This window comes from Lentzea sp. NPDC102401 (assembly GCF_044765805.1).
Classification (GTDB): domain Bacteria; phylum Actinomycetota; class Actinomycetes; order Mycobacteriales; family Pseudonocardiaceae; genus Lentzea; species Lentzea sokolovensis.
Genome location: NZ_JBIWKS010000007.1, coordinates 116,088 through 134,820 on the forward strand (window position 1 = coordinate 116,088; position 18,733 = coordinate 134,820).

The 18,733-nt window shown below is 70.9% G+C and carries 19 protein-coding genes; 8 read left to right on the top strand and 11 right to left on the bottom strand.

The window, feature by feature from the left end:
• Positions 1-238 precede the first annotated feature (238 nt).
• The 5 genes from ACIRG5_RS24760 to ACIRG5_RS24780 all read left to right on the top strand — a co-directional run bounded on the left by ACIRG5_RS24760 (position 239) and on the right by ACIRG5_RS24780 (position 6,350).
• The gene (locus ACIRG5_RS24760; RefSeq protein WP_402908440.1) at positions 239-742 is read left to right on the top strand and encodes a universal stress protein; all 504 of its coding nucleotides are present in this window, start codon (positions 239-241) and stop codon (positions 740-742) included.
• The gene (locus ACIRG5_RS24765; RefSeq protein WP_402908442.1) at positions 739-3,000 is read left to right on the top strand and encodes a heavy metal translocating P-type ATPase; all 2,262 of its coding nucleotides are present in this window, start codon (positions 739-741) and stop codon (positions 2,998-3,000) included. Before ACIRG5_RS24760 ends, ACIRG5_RS24765 begins: the two co-directional genes overlap by 4 nt.
• 10 nt (positions 3,001-3,010) lie before the next feature.
• Positions 3,011-5,602, top strand: coding sequence for a GNAT family N-acetyltransferase (locus ACIRG5_RS24770; RefSeq protein WP_402908444.1), 2,592 nt, complete (start codon positions 3,011-3,013; stop codon positions 5,600-5,602).
• 17 nt (positions 5,603-5,619) lie between these two features.
• Positions 5,620-6,075, top strand: a complete 456-nt coding sequence (locus tag ACIRG5_RS24775; protein WP_402908446.1) for a universal stress protein — start codon at positions 5,620-5,622, stop codon at positions 6,073-6,075.
• A 107-nt stretch (positions 6,076-6,182) separates the two neighbouring features.
• Positions 6,183-6,350, top strand: coding sequence for a hypothetical protein (locus tag ACIRG5_RS24780; RefSeq protein WP_402908448.1), 168 nt, complete (start codon positions 6,183-6,185; stop codon positions 6,348-6,350).
• A 65-nt stretch (positions 6,351-6,415) separates the two neighbouring features.
• Here ACIRG5_RS24780 and ACIRG5_RS24785 read toward each other — a convergent pair whose 3' ends face one another.
• Entirely contained in the window at positions 6,416-6,817 is a 402-nt protein-coding gene (locus tag ACIRG5_RS24785; RefSeq protein ID WP_402908450.1) for a hypothetical protein, read from the bottom strand.
• Positions 6,818-6,984: 167 nt separating this feature from the next.
• Between ACIRG5_RS24785 and ACIRG5_RS24790 the strand changes: the two genes are divergently transcribed.
• The gene (locus ACIRG5_RS24790) at positions 6,985-7,578 is read left to right on the top strand and encodes a hypothetical protein (RefSeq protein WP_402908452.1); all 594 of its coding nucleotides are present in this window, start codon (positions 6,985-6,987) and stop codon (positions 7,576-7,578) included.
• A gap of 5 nt (positions 7,579-7,583) precedes the next feature.
• On the top strand, positions 7,584-8,495 hold the full coding sequence (locus ACIRG5_RS24795) for a universal stress protein (RefSeq protein WP_402908453.1): 912 nt from the start codon (positions 7,584-7,586) through the stop codon (positions 8,493-8,495).
• A 205-nt stretch (positions 8,496-8,700) separates the two neighbouring features.
• Here the strand turns inward: ACIRG5_RS24795 and hypE are convergent, their stop codons facing one another.
• Genes hypE through ACIRG5_RS24845 form a run of 10 tightly spaced genes read right to left on the bottom strand, consistent with a single transcriptional unit; the run spans position 8,701 to position 18,144 of the window.
• A complete protein-coding gene (hypE, locus tag ACIRG5_RS24800) occupies positions 8,701-9,726 on the bottom strand; it encodes a hydrogenase expression/formation protein HypE (RefSeq protein ID WP_402908455.1) in 1,026 nt (341 codons plus the stop codon).
• On the bottom strand, positions 9,723-10,820 hold the full coding sequence (gene hypD / locus ACIRG5_RS24805; RefSeq protein ID WP_402908457.1) for a hydrogenase formation protein HypD: 1,098 nt from the start codon (positions 10,818-10,820) through the stop codon (positions 9,723-9,725). The genes hypE and hypD overlap by 4 nt, the downstream gene beginning before the upstream one ends.
• Entirely contained in the window at positions 10,817-11,062 is a 246-nt protein-coding gene (locus tag ACIRG5_RS24810) for a HypC/HybG/HupF family hydrogenase formation chaperone (protein ID WP_402908459.1), read from the bottom strand. The genes hypD and ACIRG5_RS24810 overlap by 4 nt, the downstream gene beginning before the upstream one ends.
• Positions 11,062-13,254, bottom strand: coding sequence for a carbamoyltransferase HypF (gene hypF, locus ACIRG5_RS24815; RefSeq protein ID WP_402908461.1), 2,193 nt, complete (start codon positions 13,252-13,254; stop codon positions 11,062-11,064). The genes ACIRG5_RS24810 and hypF overlap by 1 nt, the downstream gene beginning before the upstream one ends.
• Complete coding sequence (locus tag ACIRG5_RS24820; protein WP_402908463.1) at positions 13,251-13,778, bottom strand: hydrogenase maturation protease; 528 nt, start codon at positions 13,776-13,778, stop codon at positions 13,251-13,253. The genes hypF and ACIRG5_RS24820 overlap by 4 nt, the downstream gene beginning before the upstream one ends.
• Positions 13,775-15,070, bottom strand: a complete 1,296-nt coding sequence (locus ACIRG5_RS24825; RefSeq protein ID WP_402908465.1) for a Ni/Fe hydrogenase subunit alpha — start codon at positions 15,068-15,070, stop codon at positions 13,775-13,777. Before ACIRG5_RS24825 ends, ACIRG5_RS24820 begins: the two co-directional genes overlap by 4 nt.
• Positions 15,067-15,804, bottom strand: a complete 738-nt coding sequence (locus ACIRG5_RS24830) for an oxidoreductase (RefSeq protein ID WP_402908467.1) — start codon at positions 15,802-15,804, stop codon at positions 15,067-15,069. The genes ACIRG5_RS24825 and ACIRG5_RS24830 overlap by 4 nt, the downstream gene beginning before the upstream one ends.
• Positions 15,804-16,586 (bottom strand): FAD/NAD(P)-binding protein, encoded by a 783-nt coding sequence (locus ACIRG5_RS24835; RefSeq protein WP_402908469.1) that lies wholly within the window; start codon positions 16,584-16,586, stop codon positions 15,804-15,806. Before ACIRG5_RS24835 ends, ACIRG5_RS24830 begins: the two co-directional genes overlap by 1 nt.
• Positions 16,583-17,044: a cyclic nucleotide-binding domain-containing protein gene (locus ACIRG5_RS24840; RefSeq protein ID WP_402908471.1), complete on the bottom strand. Its 462-nt coding sequence runs from the start codon at positions 17,042-17,044 to the stop codon at positions 16,583-16,585. Before ACIRG5_RS24840 ends, ACIRG5_RS24835 begins: the two co-directional genes overlap by 4 nt.
• Positions 17,041-18,144 (bottom strand): 4Fe-4S dicluster domain-containing protein, encoded by a 1,104-nt coding sequence (locus ACIRG5_RS24845; RefSeq protein ID WP_402908473.1) that lies wholly within the window; start codon positions 18,142-18,144, stop codon positions 17,041-17,043. Before ACIRG5_RS24845 ends, ACIRG5_RS24840 begins: the two co-directional genes overlap by 4 nt.
• A 130-nt stretch (positions 18,145-18,274) precedes the next feature.
• Here ACIRG5_RS24845 and ACIRG5_RS24850 point away from each other — a divergent pair, with 130 nt between their 5' ends.
• Positions 18,275-18,685, top strand: coding sequence for an Hsp20/alpha crystallin family protein (locus tag ACIRG5_RS24850; protein ID WP_402908475.1), 411 nt, complete (start codon positions 18,275-18,277; stop codon positions 18,683-18,685).
• The last annotated feature ends 48 nt before the right edge of the window (positions 18,686-18,733 follow it).

The window sequence follows — 18,733 nt, forward strand, 5'->3', positions numbered from 1 at the left end:
CGCTCACCATCGGGTTGCTGCCGGGGAGACGCGAGCACGGCAACGCCCGTCACTCTGCCAGGCCGGCGTGTTCGCGGACGTTTCCGCTGATCGCGCCGGCGGGTGTGCTGGGGCCCGGTCGCACTGAAACCGGCCGGGTGACCGCCCCCGGCGGTGTCGGCTGCGAGGCCGAAGGTCCTGCGGCCTGAGGGACCGCCGGCACTCATCGGAGGCCACGCCGGCCGCGAGGCTGAAGTACATGAGTGAGAACGAATCCCGGCCGGTCGTGGTCGGTGTGGACGGGTCAGCCGCCGCTCGGATGGCCCTGAAGTGGGCGGTGGAGGACGCGCGGCGGCGTGGTTGCCGGGTGGATGCGGTTTCCGCGTGGCGCCCGGACAGCGGCATCGTCATCGGGGCGTTGCCGGCCGAAGTCGGCATGCGGATGTCACCGGAGAGCGCGCGGGCCGCCCAGCAGGCGGTGCTCGACCAGGCGGTCGAGGGGTTCGACGGCGTCGAGATCCGTCGGATCCTCGTCGAGGGCGATCCGAGGACCGTTCTCACCGACGCGTCCGAGCACGCCGAACTGCTCGTGGTCGGCAGCCGCGGCGCCGGGCCGATCGCGGAGGTGGTACTCGGTTCGGTCAGTTCCCACTGCGTGCACCACGCGTCGTGCCCGGTCGTCGTGCTCCGCGAGCCGAAGGTCGAGCAGGAGCCGCCCGCGGCCGAGGCCGTGGCGCCGCTGACTCCTGGACCGCTGTCGTGACGCCGCGCATCGGCCACTTCTTCCTCGCTGCCGTCGTGCTCACCGCGGCGGCGGGTGGAGTGGTGTGGTTCCAGGATCCGGACGATGCGCGGATCTGGTGGGCTGTCGCGACCGCGGCGGCCGTCGTGCCCGCGGTGTGGTGGGTGGTCGAGGACCTGCGCGCCAAGCGGTTCGGTGCCGACGTCCTCGCTGTGCTCGCTCTCGTCGGAACACTCGTCGTCGGTGAGTACCTCGCCGGTGCGGTCGTCGCCGTGATGGTCGGCACCGGCCACGCCCTGGACGAGTACGCGCGGCGCCGGGCGCGCCGGGACCTGAGTGCGCTGCTCGAGCGCGCGCCGAGGCACACCCATGTGCGTCAGGGCCAAGGGCTTCTCCAGGTCGACGTGGAGGACGTGGTGCCAGGCCAGGAGGTGGTGGTGCGTCCCGGTGAAGTCGTGCCCGTGGACTCGGTCCTGCTCGGCGACGCGACCTTCGACGAGTCAGCGCTGACGGGTGAACCGGAACCGGTGCCGCGGCGGCGCGGTGAACGTGTGCGCAGCGGTGTCGTGGCGGTCGGGTCCGCGGTCGACCTGGAGGCCGTCGCCACGGCGAGTGAGAGCACTTACGCCGGAGTGGTGCGACTTGCTGAGGAAGCGGCGGCCACCAGCGCGCCGATCGTGCGCGTCGCGGATCGGATCGCCGCCGTGTTCCTGCCGGTCGCCGTTGCCGTGGCAGGCCTGGCAGCCGTGGTGTCCGGCGAGTTGACGCGCGCGGTCGCCGTGCTGGTGACGGCGACCCCGTGCCCGTTGCTCCTCGCGGTGCCGATCGCGATCACGGCCGGCATGTCGCGCGCCGCCCGCGTCGGTGTCGTCCTGCGGGACGGCCAGGCGCTGGAAGCGCTGGGCAGCGCGCGAATCGCGGTGCTGGACAAGACGGGTACCGCGACCGTCGGCAGGCCGGTCGTCGTGGACGTGGTGCCGGCGCCCGGTTGGACGGCGCCTGAAGTGCTCGGGATCGCCGCCGCCGTCGAGCAGATGTCCACACACGTGCTGGCCCCGGCGGTGGTGGAGGCGGCGAGAACGGCGGGGCTGGCGGTGGAACCGGCCTCCGGCGTGTACGAGCAGCCTGGTCGTGGTGTCCACGGGCAGGTCGGGGTGTCCAAGGTCTTCGTCGGCGGTCATGACGGGGAACCCGTCCAGGACTGGGAGCACTCGGTCGCCGGAAGGGCGAGGCTGGACGCGGCGACGGTGGTGTGGGTGAAAGCCGACGAGAGGTTCGTCGGTGCCGTGCTGTTGCGAGACCCGGTGCGGCGAGACGCGACGAGAACGGTGCGGCGCCTGCGCGCGGCCGGCCTGCGCCGGGTCGTGATGCTCACCGGCGACCGGCCGTCGGTCGCGCAGGACGTCGCAGGGCTGCTGGGGCTGGACGACGTCGTGGCGCGCTGCACGCCGCAAGACAAGGTCGCACGGGTCCGTGAGGAGCGGTCCGGCGGAGTGACGATGATGGTCGGCGACGGCATCAACGACGCCCCGGCGCTCGCTGCCGCCGACATCGGTGTGGCGCTGGGGAACCGCGGCAGTGCCGCTGCCGCCCAGGCCTCCGACGCGATCATCCTGGACGACCGGATCGACCGGCTCGCCGACGGCCTGGAGATCGCTGCGCGCGCTCGGCGCATCGCCACGCAGAGCGCGGCCTCCGGTATGGGACTCGCGCTCGTGGCGATGGGATTCGCCGCCTTCGGGCTGCTGCCCCCGGTGGGCGGTGCACTGGTCCAGGAGGCCATCGACGTCGCGGTGATCGTCTACTCGTTGCGTGCGCTCCTTCCGCCGCGACGCGCGAAGCTGCGTCCGGACACGACGAGGTTGCTGGAGCGGTTCGACGCGGAACACACAGCGCTGCGGGACGTCCGCGAGGCAGTGCGGGAGGCCGCGGACAGCCTGCGCGCGGGTATGACCGATGACGCGGCGGCGACGGTGCGCCGCGCGCACCGGCTGCTGACCGAGCGGCTGCTGCCTCACGAACGCGCCGAGGAGAACGAGCTCTACCCGGTGCTGTCGGCCGAGTTCGACGACCAGAACGCCACGGTGACGATGAGCCGTGGCCACGCCGAGATCGAACTGCTGGCGCGCAGGCTCGGCAGGCATCTCGCCGAGCCCGCCGGCATGACCGCGGACCAGGTCGACGACCTGCGCGCCACCCTCTACGGCCTGGACGCGGTGCTGAGACTGCACTTCGCGCAGGAAGAAGAAGGTTATTTCGTGCTTGCCGAACCCCTCTGAGAGGATCGACATGGATCTGCAACCGGTGCCGGTGCGGGCACTTCTCACCGACGGCACGGTCGTGATGGTGCGCGAGCTGGGACCGGGCGACGTCGTGGCGTTGCTCGACCTGCACCGGTCGCTCCCGACCGAGGACCAGTACCTGAGGTTCTTCAGCACCTCACCGCGCCAGCTCGAGGATTTCGTGCAGCGCATGGTGTCCCCGGACGAACCGCGGCACGTGGTCGTCGGCGCGTTGCGGGGCGAGAAGCTGTTGGGCGCGGCCAGCTACGTGGCGGTCGGTGAGTCCGACGGCGCCGAGGTGGCGCTGGTCGTGTCCCACGTCGAGCAGACTCACGGCGTGGGCACCCTGCTGCTCGAACACCTGGTGTCCCTGGCACGTGGGCGGGGCGTGCGCCGCTTCACGGCGGAAGTCCTCGCGATCAACTTCCGGATGTTGCGGGTCTTCACCGACATGGGTCTGGTGTGGACGGTCGTACCCGATGGTGACGTCGTGCACGTCGACCTCGGTCTGGAGCCCTGCGACCGCTACCTCGACGCCGTTGCGAAACGGGAACGTGCCGCCGATGTGGCGAGTCTGGCCCACGTGCTGCGTCCCGGTTCGATCGCGGTGGTGGGCGCGAGCCGGTCGCCGGCTTCGGTGGGGCACGTCGTGTTGCGCAACCTGGTGGAGGGCAACTTCACCGGTGACCTGTACGCGGTCAACCCGCACGCCAGGTCGGTCGCGAAAGTGGACTGCTACGCGTCCGTCAGCGAGTTGCCCGAGGCGCCGGAACTCGCCGTGGTGTGCGTACCGGCACAAGCGGTACCTGGCGTCGCCGACGAGTGCGGACGCCGTGGCGTGCGTGCGCTCGTTGTGATCTCGTCGGGTGTGGATGCGGAGGAGCTGCTGAAAGTCGTTCGCACACATGGGATGCGGCTTGTGGGACCCAACTGCCTCGGAGTCTCGACGAGCTCGCCGGCCGTGCGGATGAACGCCACGTTCGCCGCCCACAGCACACTCGCGGGCGACATAGGCCTGGTCACCCAGTCCGGTGGCGTCGCGATCGCGGTGCAGGAGGAGCTGCGGCGGCTCGGTCTCGGCCTGTCGAGCCTGGTCTCCACCGGGGACAAGCTCGACGTCAGTGGCAACGATCTGCTGATGTGGTGGGGGCAGGACGCGGAGACCCGGATCGTGGCGCTGTACCTGGAGTCCTTCGGCAACCCGCGCAAGTTCGCGCGCCTGGCTCGCGAGGTCGCAGGTCTCAAGCCGGTGCTCGCGATCCGTGCGGCCAGCAGCGAGGCAGGACAGCGTGCCGCCGCTTCGCACACCGCCGCGACCGCGACGCCGTCGGTCACCCGTGACGCCTTGTTCCGGCAGGCGGGCGTGATCGCGGTCGACAGCGTCCCGGAGCTCGTCGACGCGGTGATGGCGCTGAGCTGGCAGCCGGTGCCCGGCGGCCGGTCGGTGGCCGTGCTGAGCAACGCCGGTGGTCTCGGCGTGCTGGCGGCGGACGCCTGCACCCGGGAGGGCCTGTTGATGGCGGAACTGTCCGACGAGACGCTGAAGTCGTTGCGGGAGTTGCTTCCCACCACGGCGAGCGTGCAGAACCCCGTCGACACCACGGCGGTCGTCGACGACGACAGGTTCGCGCGGTGCCTGGACGTCATCGGTGCGGATCCGGCGGTCGCCGCGGTGATCACCGTGACCGTCCCGACCGCGCTCGGTGACCCGACGGGTGGCGTGCACCGGATCCCCGGCAAGCCCGTCCTCGCCGTGCGAACCGGTCAGACCGAGCGGCTACCGGACGAGGTGCCCTGTTACCCCGAGCCCGCCCGAGCCGCGGCGGCGCTGGCCCGGCTGGCCGAACGCGGCCAGTGGCTCGCCCGGCCGAGGGAGTTCGCGGAGCTGGGTGGGATCGATCTCGGAACCGCGCAGGGGATCGTGGCCAGGAATCCCGAAGGCTGGTTGCCACCGGACGAGGTGGTGCGGCTGCTGAAGGCGTTCGGCCTGCCGGTCCTCGGAGGAACGTTCGCCACGACCGCTGAGCACGCCGTGGCGGCCCAGCGGGCCTATGACGCGCCCGTCGCGCTAAAGGCCGTGGCGGAGGACCTTGTGCACAAGAGCAAGGATGGCGGAGTGGTGCTCTCGGTCGAGGGTGAGAGCGCGGTCACGGAAACGTTCCGCGGCTTCCAGGACCGCTTCGGTGACAGGTTGCGCGGCGTGTTCGTGCAGCCGATGGTGCTCGGTGGCCGGGAACTGCTGGTCGGTGTCGTCACCGACGAGAAGTTCGGCCCCCTCGTGGTCACCGGGCTCGGCGGCGTGGAAACCGACGTCTTCGACGATCGTGCCGCCGCGCTCGCTCCATTGTCCACAGTGGACGCGGACGATCTCGTGCACGGGTTCCGCTCGGCGGGCCGGTTGCTCGCTGATGTGGACGCGGAGGCGGTGCGCGACGTCCTGCTGCGCGTGGCGGAACTCGCCGGCGCGGTCCCCGAGATCGTCGAGCTCGACATCAATCCGCTGGTCGTGACGGACACCGGATGCCTGGTCATGGACGCCAGGGTGCGCGTGGCCGAGTACCGGTGGACCGACCCGTTCCTGCGGCAGCTCAGGCACTGACGCGAGAGGAGGCTCCGATGAGCACGACTTCGGCCACGATCGTCGTGGGTGTCGATGGAACGCGGGCGTCGGAACGCGCACTCGGGTGGGCGATCGACGAGGCGGTCGTGCGCGGCTGCCCGTTGAACGTCATCCACGCGTGGGACTACGAGCCGGTGGCGGACTGGCGGGAGAACACCGTGGAGCGGGCGAGGCGGGAGTCGGAGGCACTGATCGACGAGGCGCTGCGAAGGGTGTCGGCCGGCCGCACCGAGCTGCCCGAGATCATCCGGCGCAGCCAGCGGGGATACGCGGCCGAGGTGCTGGAGGTGGCGTCGGAGGGCGCGGCGATGCTGGTCGTCGCCTCGCGCACCGGCCATGCGGTCCGCCAGATCGTGCTGGGCTCGACCAGCCTGCACTGCGTACGGCACGCGCACGTCCCAGTCGTCGTCATCCCGGTCACGGATCGCGACCTCGCGGAGGCCACGCGATGAGGGCGAGGGAGGTGGCGACGAGGCCGATCGTGGCCAAGAAGTAGTGCCGTCGCCCCACGTCCACCAGGTGATGTCGCAACCGACGCTGCCAGCCTGCTGGGAGACGGATGCGGAGACGCACTTCACCGCGGGGTGGCCGGGTGCTCGGCGCCATCGAGTATCGCGAGGTGACCGCGTTGGAGATCACGCTGTCGCCACGCCGCCTGTCGAAGGGGTACCGGTGCACCGCCAGCGCGAGGGCGCCGCACCGGGCCGGTGAGGTGGATGTCCGGTGAGCTCGACCGCCTGGGCACCGCGGCACGCACGCGTCCGCGAGCACCGGTCACGCAGCAACTGCTGGTCACTTCGCCCTCGCGGCAGCCATCGTCTGGTCGGCGAAGAAGCCCTGGGCCGCTGCGAGACTCGCCCGGCACGTGCGGACGATCTGCCGGGTGGCCGCGGTCCCGGGCACCTCGCGGCAGGTTTCGCACCGCACCAGGACGTCACCGGTCAGCTCGTCGACGCCGACCGACGCGGTCGAGGAGCACTCGCGGCACCACCGGTGTCCGGTGATCTTGATGACGTGGTCCGGGGAGTGCACGCAGTGGTGCAGCCATCGGCGGTGCAGCCGGCACGAGACACGCTCCAGCGGATTCAGGCCGAGCTCCTCCGCCGCGTCCTCCTCGGCGAGCATCACAGCGAGCCGGCGGTCCCGGACGTCGGCGTACCGCTGCTGGTCGGCGACGAGGAATGGCGTGGTCATGACGTTCTCCCTGGACTCGAAGTCTGTTCCAGACTTCTCCGGCGCTCCGGCCGTGAACACCGGACAGGGACTCCGTTCCAGTCGAGACCACGGGCTCATCGGGGTCGAGACCAAGGTCTCTGGGGTTCGCCTCGTCCACCCGGAAATCTTGGTGCCGGAGGTGGACCATGACCGCGAAACCGATGACCAGACTCGTCCGTCAAGCCTTCCCCTACCGCAACAAGCTTGCGACGACCGGTGACCGGATCGAAGGTGCGGTGCTGGCACTGGGAGTCGCGGTGTCGCTGCTCGCCGTTCCGGTCGCGGGGGCGACAGGTTCCGAGACCTACGCGAAGGATCGGACACGAGTCGCCGTCGAGCAGGTGAGCAGGCACCGCGTCGACGCGGTCCTGGTCGAGGACGCGCCGCCCACGATCGGCTCCACGGAACGCGGCGGCGTCGTCGAGTCGACACCCGTCCTGGCCAGATGGCGGCTGCGGGACGGGAGCGCCCGTGAGGGCGTGGTGCAGGCGCACTACGACGCGAAGGCCGGCGCGAAGGTGCCGATCTGGATCGACGACACCGGCGGGGCGGCCCTGCCCCCGATGACGAACGAGGGCGCCACGATCAACGGAATCATCCTCGCCTTCCTGCTCTGGGGCGCGGTGACCGGCACGATGGCACTGCTGTACGTCGCCACCACCTTCGCGCACAAGCGGATCCGCCTGCGCCGGTGGGCCGGCGAGTGGCGGCGGATCGCCCCCGACTGGACCGGGAGGTGATCCGGATGACCATCCCCATCGGACATTCGAACATCGTCGTCGTCGGGGTGGACGGGTCCGACTCCGCGCAACGTGCCGTGTCCTGGGCGGCTGAGGAGGCCGTCCGGCGCGGCGCGGCACTGCGCATCGTGCACGCCGAGCTACCGCTGCCGGCCGACGCGCTGGACATGACGGGCATGGCTCGCGCCGCGCTGCACGAGGAGGCGATGGCATGGGTGCAGAAGGCCATCTCGGAGGCGAACGAGGTCGCACCGGACGTCGAGATCCAGACGCGCGTCGAGGTGAACACGCCCGCCTGGTTGCTGGAGCAGGAGTCGGCGACCGCCGCGCTCGTCGTGGTCGGTTCGCGAGGCCTGGGAGGGTTCACCGGCCTGGTGCTCGGCTCGATCGCCGTCGCGTTGTCCTGCCACTCGATGTGCCCGGTCGTCGTGGTCAGGGGCGCCGATCGCGCGCCTGACGGTCCAGTGGTCGTCGGTGTCAACGGTGCTCCGCAGAACTGGTTCGTGCTGGACCGCGCGTTCGCGGAAGCCGAAGCCCGAGGTACCTCCGTCGTCGCCGTGCACGCCTGGCACCCGCCGATGCACAACGCGCGGATCGCCGAGGCGGTCGGCATCGTGTGGTCCGAGCTCGACATCGTTCGCGACGCGACCGTGAGGCAGCGGCTGGACGCGTGTGCGCACCGTCATCCCGGTGTGAGGGTGGAACGGCACGTCGTGCACGGATCAGCGGCCAGCAGGCTCCTGGAGTTCGCCGAGAGCGCGTCCCTGCTCGTGGTCGGGTCACGTGGCACCGGTGGCCTCAGAGGAATGCTGCTGGGTTCGACGAGCCAGGCGGTCCTTCGGCACGCGACGTGCCCGGTGCTTCTGGTACGGCCTTCGCTGGCGGAACAGATGGATCACGTCCACCACGACGACTAGTGTCCCGGAGGCGAAGAAGGGCGCCACGGCCGCGGCGCCTTTCCCCGGTGCCGCTGTCACCTCAGCCAGGGGGACTTCACCAACGGCCGGCCGGCCCACCAGCACGACGTCGTGGTCGGCACTCGCCGCGCCGACCACGACCGGCTACCCCGTCCTGTGCTCGTTCGCGAGGCGGGTGGGGCGGGGCGTGCCGAACGCGGACCCATCAGCAGATCCGAGGCAGTTGCTCACCGACCAGCACGTCGACGACGCGCGACGATCCGACCAGTGTGCGGGCGAGAACGCGGCCCGCCGCCCCGTGCGTCACCTCGCCGATGATCGTGGTCTCCGCACCCTCCGGCACCGCGCGCATCGCCTCCACCACGGCGTCGGCCGAGTCAGGCGCGACGAACGCCACCAGGCAGCCCTCGTTGGCCACGTGCAGCGGATCGAGCCCGAGCAGGTCGCACGCCGCGGCGACGGGCACCGGCACGGGCACGGCCGACTCGTCGATCTCGACACACACCCCGGAGGTGGAGGCGATCTCGTTGAGCGAGCCGGCAAGGCCTCCGCGCGTGGGATCGCGCAGCACGTGGACGTCCGCGCCGCCCGCCGCGATCATGGCGGCCACGAGTTCGTGCAACGGCCGGCTGTCGGAGGAGACGTCGGCGTCGAAGCCGAGGCCTTCGCGAGCGCTGAGGATCGTGATGCCGTGCAGGCCGATCGGTCCTGACACGAGCACGACGTCACCCGGCGCGGCGCGGGCGGCGGACGGCCACGCGTCGCGCAGCCGGACCCCCACCCCGGTCGTGGTGATGTAGAGGCCGTCGGCCGCGCCCCGGCCCACCACCTTCGTGTCGCCGGTGACGATCGGGACCCCTGCCGCTCGGGCGGCGGCCGCGGCGGAGTGCGTGATGTCGCGCAGTTCGGCGATCGGCAGGCCCTCCTCGATGATGTAGGCGAGGCTGAGCGCGATCGGCCGGGCACCGCGCATGGCGAGGTCGTTCACGGTGCCGTGCACAGCGAGCGAGCCGATGTCGCCGCCGGGGAAGAACCGCGGTGTCACGACGTAGCTGTCGGTGCTGAACACCTGGTCCAGTCCGATCAGGGCGGCGTCCTCCAGCGGGCCGGTGAGGCCGAGTTCGGGGGCGATGACCTCGGCGAGCAGTTCGGCCATCAGCTGACCGCCGGAGCCGTGGCCGAGCAGGACGCGTTCGGTCTCCACGAGGGGGACGGGGCAGGACGGTGTCATCGGTGCTCCAGAGTTCGGCCGGCGTTGAAGAACGCCGCGCAGGTGCCCTCGCTGGACACCATCGGCGCGCCCAGCGGCGTTCTCGGGGTGCAGGTGCGCCCGTAGGCGGCGCAGTCGGTCGGCAGGCGAGTGCCGCGCAGGATGTCCCCGGCGATGCAGTCGGGCGACTCGCGTGTCACGAGGTCACCGACGGCGAACCGGGTTTCCGCGTCGTAGCCGGAGAACTCGGTGCTGAGTGTCAGACCGCTCGCGGGGATCATGCCGATACCCCGCCACGTCCGGTCGGTCACCTGGAAGACGCGCCGGATGGCTTCCTGCGCGGCGAGGTTGCCGGAGCGGCGTACCGCGCGGACGTACTGGTTCTCGACCTCGGCGCGTCCCTCCTCGAGCTGCCGCACCGCCATGAGGATCCCTTCGAGCAGGTCCAGCGGCTCGAACCCGGTGACCACGACGGGCACGCCGTACCGCAGCGCGATCGGTTCGTACTCCGTCCAGCCCATGACCGCGCAGACGTGGCCGGCTGCCAGGAACGCCTGCACCTGTGTGCCGGGCTCGTCCATCAGCGCCGTGATCGCGGGCGGCACCAGCACATGGCTCACCAGCACGCTGAAGTTCGCGACACCGAGGGAGGCGGCGTGCAGCACCGCCATCGCGTTCGCGGGAGCCGTGGTCTCGAAGCCGACGGCGAGGAACACGACCTCACGACCGGGGTTCTCCTGTGCGATGCGGACGGCGTCAAGTGGCGTGTAGACGACCCGCACGTCCGCGCCGCGGGCCTTGAGGGTGAGCAGATCACCGGAGGTGCCCGGCACGCGCAGCATGTCGCCGTAGCTGGTGAAGACGACCTCGGGCCGGGCGGCGATCGCGAGTGCCCGGTCGATGGTCTCCAGCGGCGTCACGCACACCGGGCAGCCCGGCCCGTGGATCATCCGGATGCCGGCGGGCAGCAGTTCGTCGATGCCCTGCCGCACGATGGTGTGCGTCTGGCCACCGCAGACCTCCATGATCGTCCACGGTGCCGTGGCGGTGGCCCGCAACTCCGCCAGCAGGCGCCGGGCCAGCACGGGATCGCGGTACTCCTGCAGGTGTTTCACGGCCCCAGCTCCGTCTCGATCGCGTCCGGCATCGCCCGCAGCACGGCGAGCGTCTTGGCCGCCTCCTCCTCGTCGACCACGGTGATCGCGAAGCCGACGTGCACGATCACGTAGTCGCCCGCCTCCGCTTCCGGGGTGTAGGCGAGGCAGACCGGCCGGCGCAGGCCGTCGAAGTCGACGGTGCCCGAGCGGGGCTCGGTGTCGTCGAGCGTCACGATCCGTCCGGGAATCCCCAGGCACATCAGCTGATCCCTTCTGCCAGCAGTGCTGCCGCCACCGCGGCCTGTCCGTAGCTGATCCCGCCGTCGTTGACCGGCACGCGCTCGCCGACGAGAACCTCGAAGTCCGCGAGCTCGCGGAAGACGGCGTCGACGAGCCTGCGGTTCTGGAACACCCCGCCGCCCAGGCACACGGTCCGCACGCCGCCCGCGACCTCGCGCACCAGGGCAGCGGTGACCTCACCGATCGTGGTGTGGAACCGGGCCGCGGCGACGCCGGTGGGATCACCGCAGGTGACGAGGTCGCGCAACGTCGGCACCGGGTCGTACACCCACATCCCGTCGCGCCGGTGCAGCTTCCAGTCGAACGGCGGCCCGTCGTGCCCGGCGGCCGCGGCTTCCAGCAGCACGGCCGCTTCGCCCTCGTACGAGTTCTCCTCGCACAGACCCAGCATCGCGGCCGCCGCGTCGAAGAGCCGTCCCGCGCTCGACGCGAGCGGGCTGTTCACCCGCCGCTCGATCATGCGGCGCACGAGGTCGGTCTCCCGCGCCGGCCGATGGTCCGGAATGGACGGTGCGCCGAAGTCCTCCGCGCCGTGCAGGTATCCGAGCGCCATCCGGGACGGCCGCCGGACGGCTGCTTCGCCTCCCGGCAACGGCGCCCGGCCGAACCGGGCGACCCGCCGGTACTCCCGGTAGGTGGCCAGCAGGACCTCGCCACCCCACAGCGTGCCGTCGTCGCCCAGCCCCAGGCCGTCGTACGCGACTCCGATGAACCGGCCGCGCACTCCGTGTTCCGCCGCGGTGGCCGCGACGTGCGCGTGGTGGTGCTGCACAGGGATCCGGCGGTCGCGCGGCCACCGCTGGGCGTACCGGGTCGAGAGGTACCGGGGGTGCAGGTCGTGCGCGCAGTGTTCGGGGACTGTGCCCTGCCAGCGGCTCAACGTCTCCGCGGTGCGCTCGAAAGCCGCGAGCGCCTCGGCGTTCTCCAGGTCGCCGGTGTGCGGTCCGAGCACCGCGCGATCGCCGACCACCAGCGCTGTCGTGTGCTTGAGCTGTGCGCCCAACGCGAGCACGGGCTTCGGTGACGACACGGGCAACGACAGGGTTTCCGGAGCGAACCCCCTTGCCCTGCGCACCATCCGCCCGGCACGGACCACGGAGTCGTCGTAGCGGGCGAGGATCGGCCTGTCGTGCGAGAGGATGCCGTCGACCACCGGGCCGAGCGTCGCCTCGGCCTCCTCGTCGGAGATCACGATGGGCTCGCCGGACCTGTTGCCGCTGGTCACCACGAGCGGCAGGGCCAGGTCGTGGAGCAACAGGTGGTGCAGTGGGCTGTACGGCAGGAAGAGCCCGATGTCGAGCCCTCCCGCGAGCGACGGCAGGACGACGATCGGGGCGGAGCCCGACCGCAGCAGCCCGGCCGCCTCCTCGTCCACCTCGGCCAGCGCACGTGCCTGGACGAGGTCGCGCACCATCACCGCCAGCGGTTTGCGCGGCCGGTGCTTGAGCTCGCGCAACCGGGCGACGGCGTCCTCGTCCCCGGCCGCGCAGATCAGCTGGTAGCCGCCGATGCCCTTGGCGGCGATGATGCCGCCGTTCGCGATCGTCGCGGTGGCCAGGTGCAGGGCCTCGTCGCCGAGCACTCCACGCCACCGCAGGCGCGGCCCGCACTCGGGGCACGCCACCGGTTCCGCGTGGAAGCGCCGATCGGCCGGATCGTGGTACTCGGCCGAACACGACGCGCACAGGGGAAAGCCCCGCATCGACGTGCGCGAACGGTCGTAGGGAAGCGAGTCCACGATGGTGGCCCGCGGTCCGCAGTCGGTGCAGTTGACGAACGGATACCGGTAACGCCGGTCATCGGGGTCGAACAGTTCCACCGTGCAGGCGTCGCAGGTCGCCAGATCGGGCACGATCGTGCGCGGTCCGGTCGCGAACGCGCTGTCCAGCACCAGGAAACCGGCGTGGCTGACGTCGGCGTGCGGGGTGACGCTGATGCGGTGGACGTCGGCGTGCCGTGGTGCGCGCTGGCGCAACGCCTGCCGGAACGCGTCCAGCACGTCCGGCGGCCCGCACGCGGTGATCACGACGTGCCCGCCGACGTTGCGCACGTCGCCGCGAATGCCGAGTTCGGTCGCGAGCCGGAACACGTGCGGCCGGAACCCGACGCCCTGCACGGCGCCGTGCACCTCGATGCGTACGGTCGTGATCACGGTCGCCGCTCCCGCCGTTCCGGTGGCCTGCCCTGCGCGAATTTCGCACCGGCGGCACGTCGTCGTGAGTGGCCCAGGTCCCTGGCGGACCGCGTGTTCTCGGGGAACTCCGCCAGCACCGACGCGGTCAGCGGTGCCACCACCGCCGCGACAGCGGGAGTCAGCCCGGTCCCGAAGCTGATGTCGGCCACCTCCACGGCGTAGATCACCAGGCGTTCTGGCCTGCGGTCGAGCGCCTCGGCCAGTTCCACGGCCTCCGGCACCCCGAGCCCGTGCGAACTGGCCGCCGGAACGGTGTGCGGCAACGTGGTGCGGTGCCAGTGACCCGGTATCGCGTCCGTGCAGAGCACGGCGTCCACGATCACGACGACCGCGGCGCCGTCCCACGCCTCCATCAGGCGGACCGGATCTCCGTCGCTGATCTCCGCGTGGACACCGGATGCCGCCACCGCGCGGGCGACGGCGGGTCCGACGCCGTCGTCGCGCCGGAACTCGTTGCCGACTCCGATGACCACGGAGGTCATGCCCGTTCCCTGGTGAAGTCGAGGAAGTGTGCGGAACAGGAGATGCACGGGTCGTAGTTGCGGATCGTCTGCTCGCACAACGACTGCAAGGCGTGGTCGTCCAGGTGCTGGTGCGACCGGACCACGCTGGTCACGTCGGCTTCGATGGCCGACTGGTTCTGCGACGTCGGCGGCACGATGTCGGTGCTGACGATCCGGCCCGCCGCGTCGAGCTCGTAACGGTGGTAGAGCAGGCCTCGTGGCGCCTCGGTGACACCGTGCCCGACGCCGGCACGCGGACCGACCTCCACACAGGGGGCGTCCGGGTGTTCGTAGGCGCCGATGATCCGCAACGCCTCCTCGGCCGCGTACACCACCTCGACCGCTCGCACCACGATGCTGCGGAAGGGGTTGCGGCACACGGGTCCGAGCCCTGCCGACGAAGCGGCTTCGCGGGCGACGGGGGAGAGGCGGTCCGAGTTGAGGCTGTACCTCGCGAGCGGGCCGACCAGGAACAACCGGTCGTCCAGCCGCGCGTGCAGTGCCGTGGAATGCGCGACCTGGTGCTCGACCACGTGGTCACCGAACTCCGCGACGGGGAAGGAGAGCCCGCTGCTGACGTGAGGGCTGCCGCGGTCGAGCGGATAGCCGTCGTCATCGCGCAGGGCCATGAGGTCGTGTGGAACCTCAAGATCCGGGAAGTCGAAACCCGCCACCCACTCGACTGTGGCCAGGGCGTGGTCCAGGGCCTTGCGCACCGTCTCGGCCAAGGGGCGGAGCTCGTCCGGCGTCGGCGCGCGGTAGAACCCACCGACCCGCACGTTCACCGGGTGGATCGCGCGCCCACCGACCAGGTCCATGATCTGGTTGCCCGCCTTCTTGAGCACCAGTCCGCGTTCGACCGCGGCGCGGTGTTCTCGCGCGAGGGCGATGCCGTCCGGGAACCCCAGGAAGTCCGGCGCGTGCAGCAGGTAGATGTGCAGGGCATGGCTGGAGATCCACTCACCGCAGTACAGCAGCCGGCGCAGCGCCCGTACCGCGTCGCCGACGTCCACACCGCACGCGTCCTCGATCGCGAGGCACGCGCTCATCTGGTACGCCACCGGGCAGATGCCGCAGATGCGGGCGGTGATGTCCGGTGGTTCGCGGAAGTCACGGCCGCGCAGGAAGGCCTCGAAGAACCGCGGCGGCTCGTAGATGTTCAGCTCGACGCGGTCGACCTCGCCGTCGACGGTGCGGACGTGGAGCGCGCCTTCACCTTCGACCCTGGCAAGGCCGGAGACCTGCAGCGTGCGGTTCGCGCGATGGGTCATGACCACTCCGCGTTGGCGTTGAAGGTGCGGAACACCAGGTGCAGTTCGTCGTCGCCCATGCCGCTACGCCGCAGCAACGGCACGAGGGCGGGCACGTTCGGCTGGTTCATCGGACCGAAACAGCCGTAGCAGCCTCTGTTGACGGCAGGGCACAGAGCACCGCAGCCGGCGTGCGTGACCGGCCCGAGGCACGGTGTGCCGTGCGCGACCATGACGCAGGTGAGCCCGCGGCGCTTGCAGTCGGTGCAGACGCTGGTGTCCGGCAGGTCGGGCGCGCGACCGGCGAGCAACGCGCTCAGCACCTCCAGCAGCTGCCCCTTGTCGATGGGGCACCCGCGCAGTTCGTGGTCCACGGTGACGTGCGCGGAGATGGGGGTCGAGGTGTCCAGCGTCGCGATGTGCTCCGGCCGGGCGTAGACGATCGAGCGGAACTCGCTGACGTCGGCGAAGTTCCGCAACGCCTGGATGCCACCCGAGGTCGCGCACGCGCCCACGACGACCAGCACGGCGGACTGCTCCCGGATCCAGCGAATCCTGTCGGCCTCCTCGGGCGTGGTGACCGATCCCTCGACGATCGAGATGTCGTACGGACCTGGCTCGCTGACGCTCGTGACCTCCAGGAAGTGCGCGATCCGGACGTGCTCGGTCAGCGGCAGCAACTCGTCCTCGCAGTCCAGCAGGGTGAGCTGGCAGCCGTCACACGAGGTGAACTTCCACACGGCGATGGTCGGCATCAGAGCTCCTTCGCGAGCAAGAGCGGTTCCGCGACCGGGTAACCGACGACCGGCCCCGAACGGCACAGCAGCAACGGTCCGAGCTGGCAGTGGCCGCAGAGACCGGAACCGCACTGCATGTTGCGTTCCAGCGACACCTGGATTCGTTCGGCCGGAACCCCGCGGCTGAGCAGAGTCCTGGCGCAGAACCGCATCATCGGCTCAGGCCCGCACAGCAGAGCGGTGGTGCGGTCCGGGGCCAGGGGGATCGAGGCGAGCGGCTCGGTGACGAAGCCGATGCGGCCGTGCCAGCCGGGCTCACCGTGGTCCACGGTGAGCACCGTGTCCACATCGGACAACCGTGCCAGTTCGGCGGTGTAGAGCAGGTCCTGTGGTGTGCGAGCGCCGGCGATGAGCACCGTTCGCTGGTTCGGGTGGCTCAGCACCGGCCGGAGCGGGGCGAGCCCGATGCCGCCCGCGACCACGAGCAGGTCCTCGGTGCCGCCGAGCTGCCACGCCGTTCCGAACGGGCCGCGCACCCCGAGAACCGTGCCGGGCGCGGTGTCGTGCAGAGCCCTGCTCACCGCGCCGACCGCGCGGATCGTGTGCACGAGCGTGCCGTCACCGGGGATCGCGCTGATCGAGATGGGCACCTCACCGACACCGTGCGCGTAGAGCATGGCGAACTGCCCCGGCCGGAAGGTGGGCAGGGACTCACCGACCGGCCGCAGTGCGAGCGTCACGCAGTCGTGCGTCTCGACAGTTCTCGTCACCACGCGGTACGGCGTCGGCACCCACGTCATGACGGGTTCCGGTAGAGGTCGAGCAACCGGCCTCTGGTCGCCTGCAACCGGTTCACCAGTGCGTTGATCAGGGCGAGGGACAGCTGGTAGCCCAGTGCGGGGTCCTCGTCGGCGAGCCGCCGCAAGGCCGCGGTGTCGACCACCACAGCCCGAGTCGGTGAGACGACCGTCGCGCCGAAGTGCCACCGGTACGGCGGCATCAGCCACGACCAGCCGAGAAGCTCGCCCTGGCCGATGCTCTGCACCCCGACCCTGCCGCGCACCGGCAGATCGGTGTCCACCAGGACGCAGCCGGTCAGCACCACCCAGCACTGGTCGGCGAGACCTCCTTCGTCGAACAACCGGGTGCCCGGTTCGTAGCTCTCGATCCGGGCGGCTCCCGCGATGGCCGCGCGCTGGGTGTGGGAGAGGTTGGTGAACAACGGGAGAGCGTCGAGCTCCGTGATCGGGATGGTCATCGTTGTTCACCACGAGATTCCATCGCCGTGCTGAGTGCCGCCGCCTCCTGGGTGATGTCGATCCCCGCGGGGCACCAGGCGATGCACCGTCCACAACCGACGCACCCGGACGTGCCGAACTGGTCGTACCACGTGCTGAGCTTGTGCGTCATCCACTGCCGGTACCGCGCGGCACCGGACGTGCGGACCGAACCGCCGTGGAGGTAGGAGAAGTCGATCTCGAAGCAGGACGCCCACCGCTGGGCGCGTTCCGCGTTGCCGTCGAGGTCCGTGGTGTCCTCGACCGAGACGCAGAAGCAGGTCGGACACACCATCGTGCAGTTCCCGCAGTCGAGGCACCGCTCGGCGACGGCTTCCCAGTGCGTGGAGTCCCGGCTGGCCGTGAGGAGGTCGCGCAGGTCGAGCTCGGGCATCGCCCTGCCCATGCGTCGCGTGGCCGCTTCGACGTCCTGCTCGGCCAGCGAGACGTCCTGCGGGGACGCGTCGCGAGCCGGTACGCGGGCCAGTAGCGCGCCCCCGGCCGCACTGCCCGAGGTGGCCAGGAACCGTTGTCCCTCCTCGTCCACCCGCTCGGTCAGCGCGATGTCGTACCCGGCGCCGGCGGCGGGCCCGCATCCCATCGAGGCGCAGAAGCACGCCTCGCCGGGCTCGGTGCACTGGGCCGCCACCACGAACGGTGCCCGTCCACCGATGACCTGGCGGAGTTTGGTGATCGCCGCCAGGTCGCAGGGCCCCACCCCCAGGAAGGCGTAGCTCGGCGTGTCGTCTCGCGCGGGGTGGAACCCGTCGCCGTCGCTGGAGACCAGCGAGCGGCGCGGTGGGTGCAGGAACCGCTTCCAGGACTGAGGCCCGGCCGAATGACCGAAGATCGCGGTGTCGGCACGCCGGCGCACCCGGTAGTGGCCGGGACCTGTCTCGACACCCCAGCCGCTCGGCAGGTCCGCGACGGACTCCACCTCGGCCAGAGTGATCGCGCCATCCCGCAGGACGGGTCCGACGACGACGCGTCCGTCGGCCCGCAGCAGCCCGACGAGCGCATCGAGGCCGTCGAGGTCGAGCACCCGGTTCGTCATGCCGTCCTCCTCCTCGCAGCTGGTCACCCATCATCACCACTGGCGGGTTCCGGCTCCCAGTGACGAAAGACCCGCCTCGCGGGGCGCTTCGGTCCCTGTCCGGTGCACGTTCGTGGTGATGGGCTGGAACTGTTGCAAGGCAACAGGAGGAGACGACATGAGTACGCTCGCACGCCGGCAGGCCAGCAGCCTGCTGCCCGACCTGTGGGACATCTTCGACGCGTCCTGGCCGTTCGGGACGAGGCACCCGCTGCACGTCGAGGACTTCGTGGAGGAAGGCTCCTACGTTCTGCGCGCGGAGTTGCCCGGCCTGGACGCGGCGAAGGACATCGACGTGAGCGCGTCGGAAGGAAGCCTCACGATCACCGCTCAGCGGGAGGAGACGAAGAAGGAGCAGCACCGTTCGGAGTTCCGCTACGGCTCGTTCAGCCGAACCGTGTCGCTGCCTTCGGGTGCGGACACCTCGAAGATCTCCGCCGAGTACAAGAGGGGAATCCTCGAGGTCCGCGTGCCGATCGCGGCCCCACCGGAGGAGCACAAGGTCCAGATCGACGTCCAGCAGGACTGACCGCGACGACTGCCCCGGATCAACACGTCCGGGGCCGTTCCGCTGTCC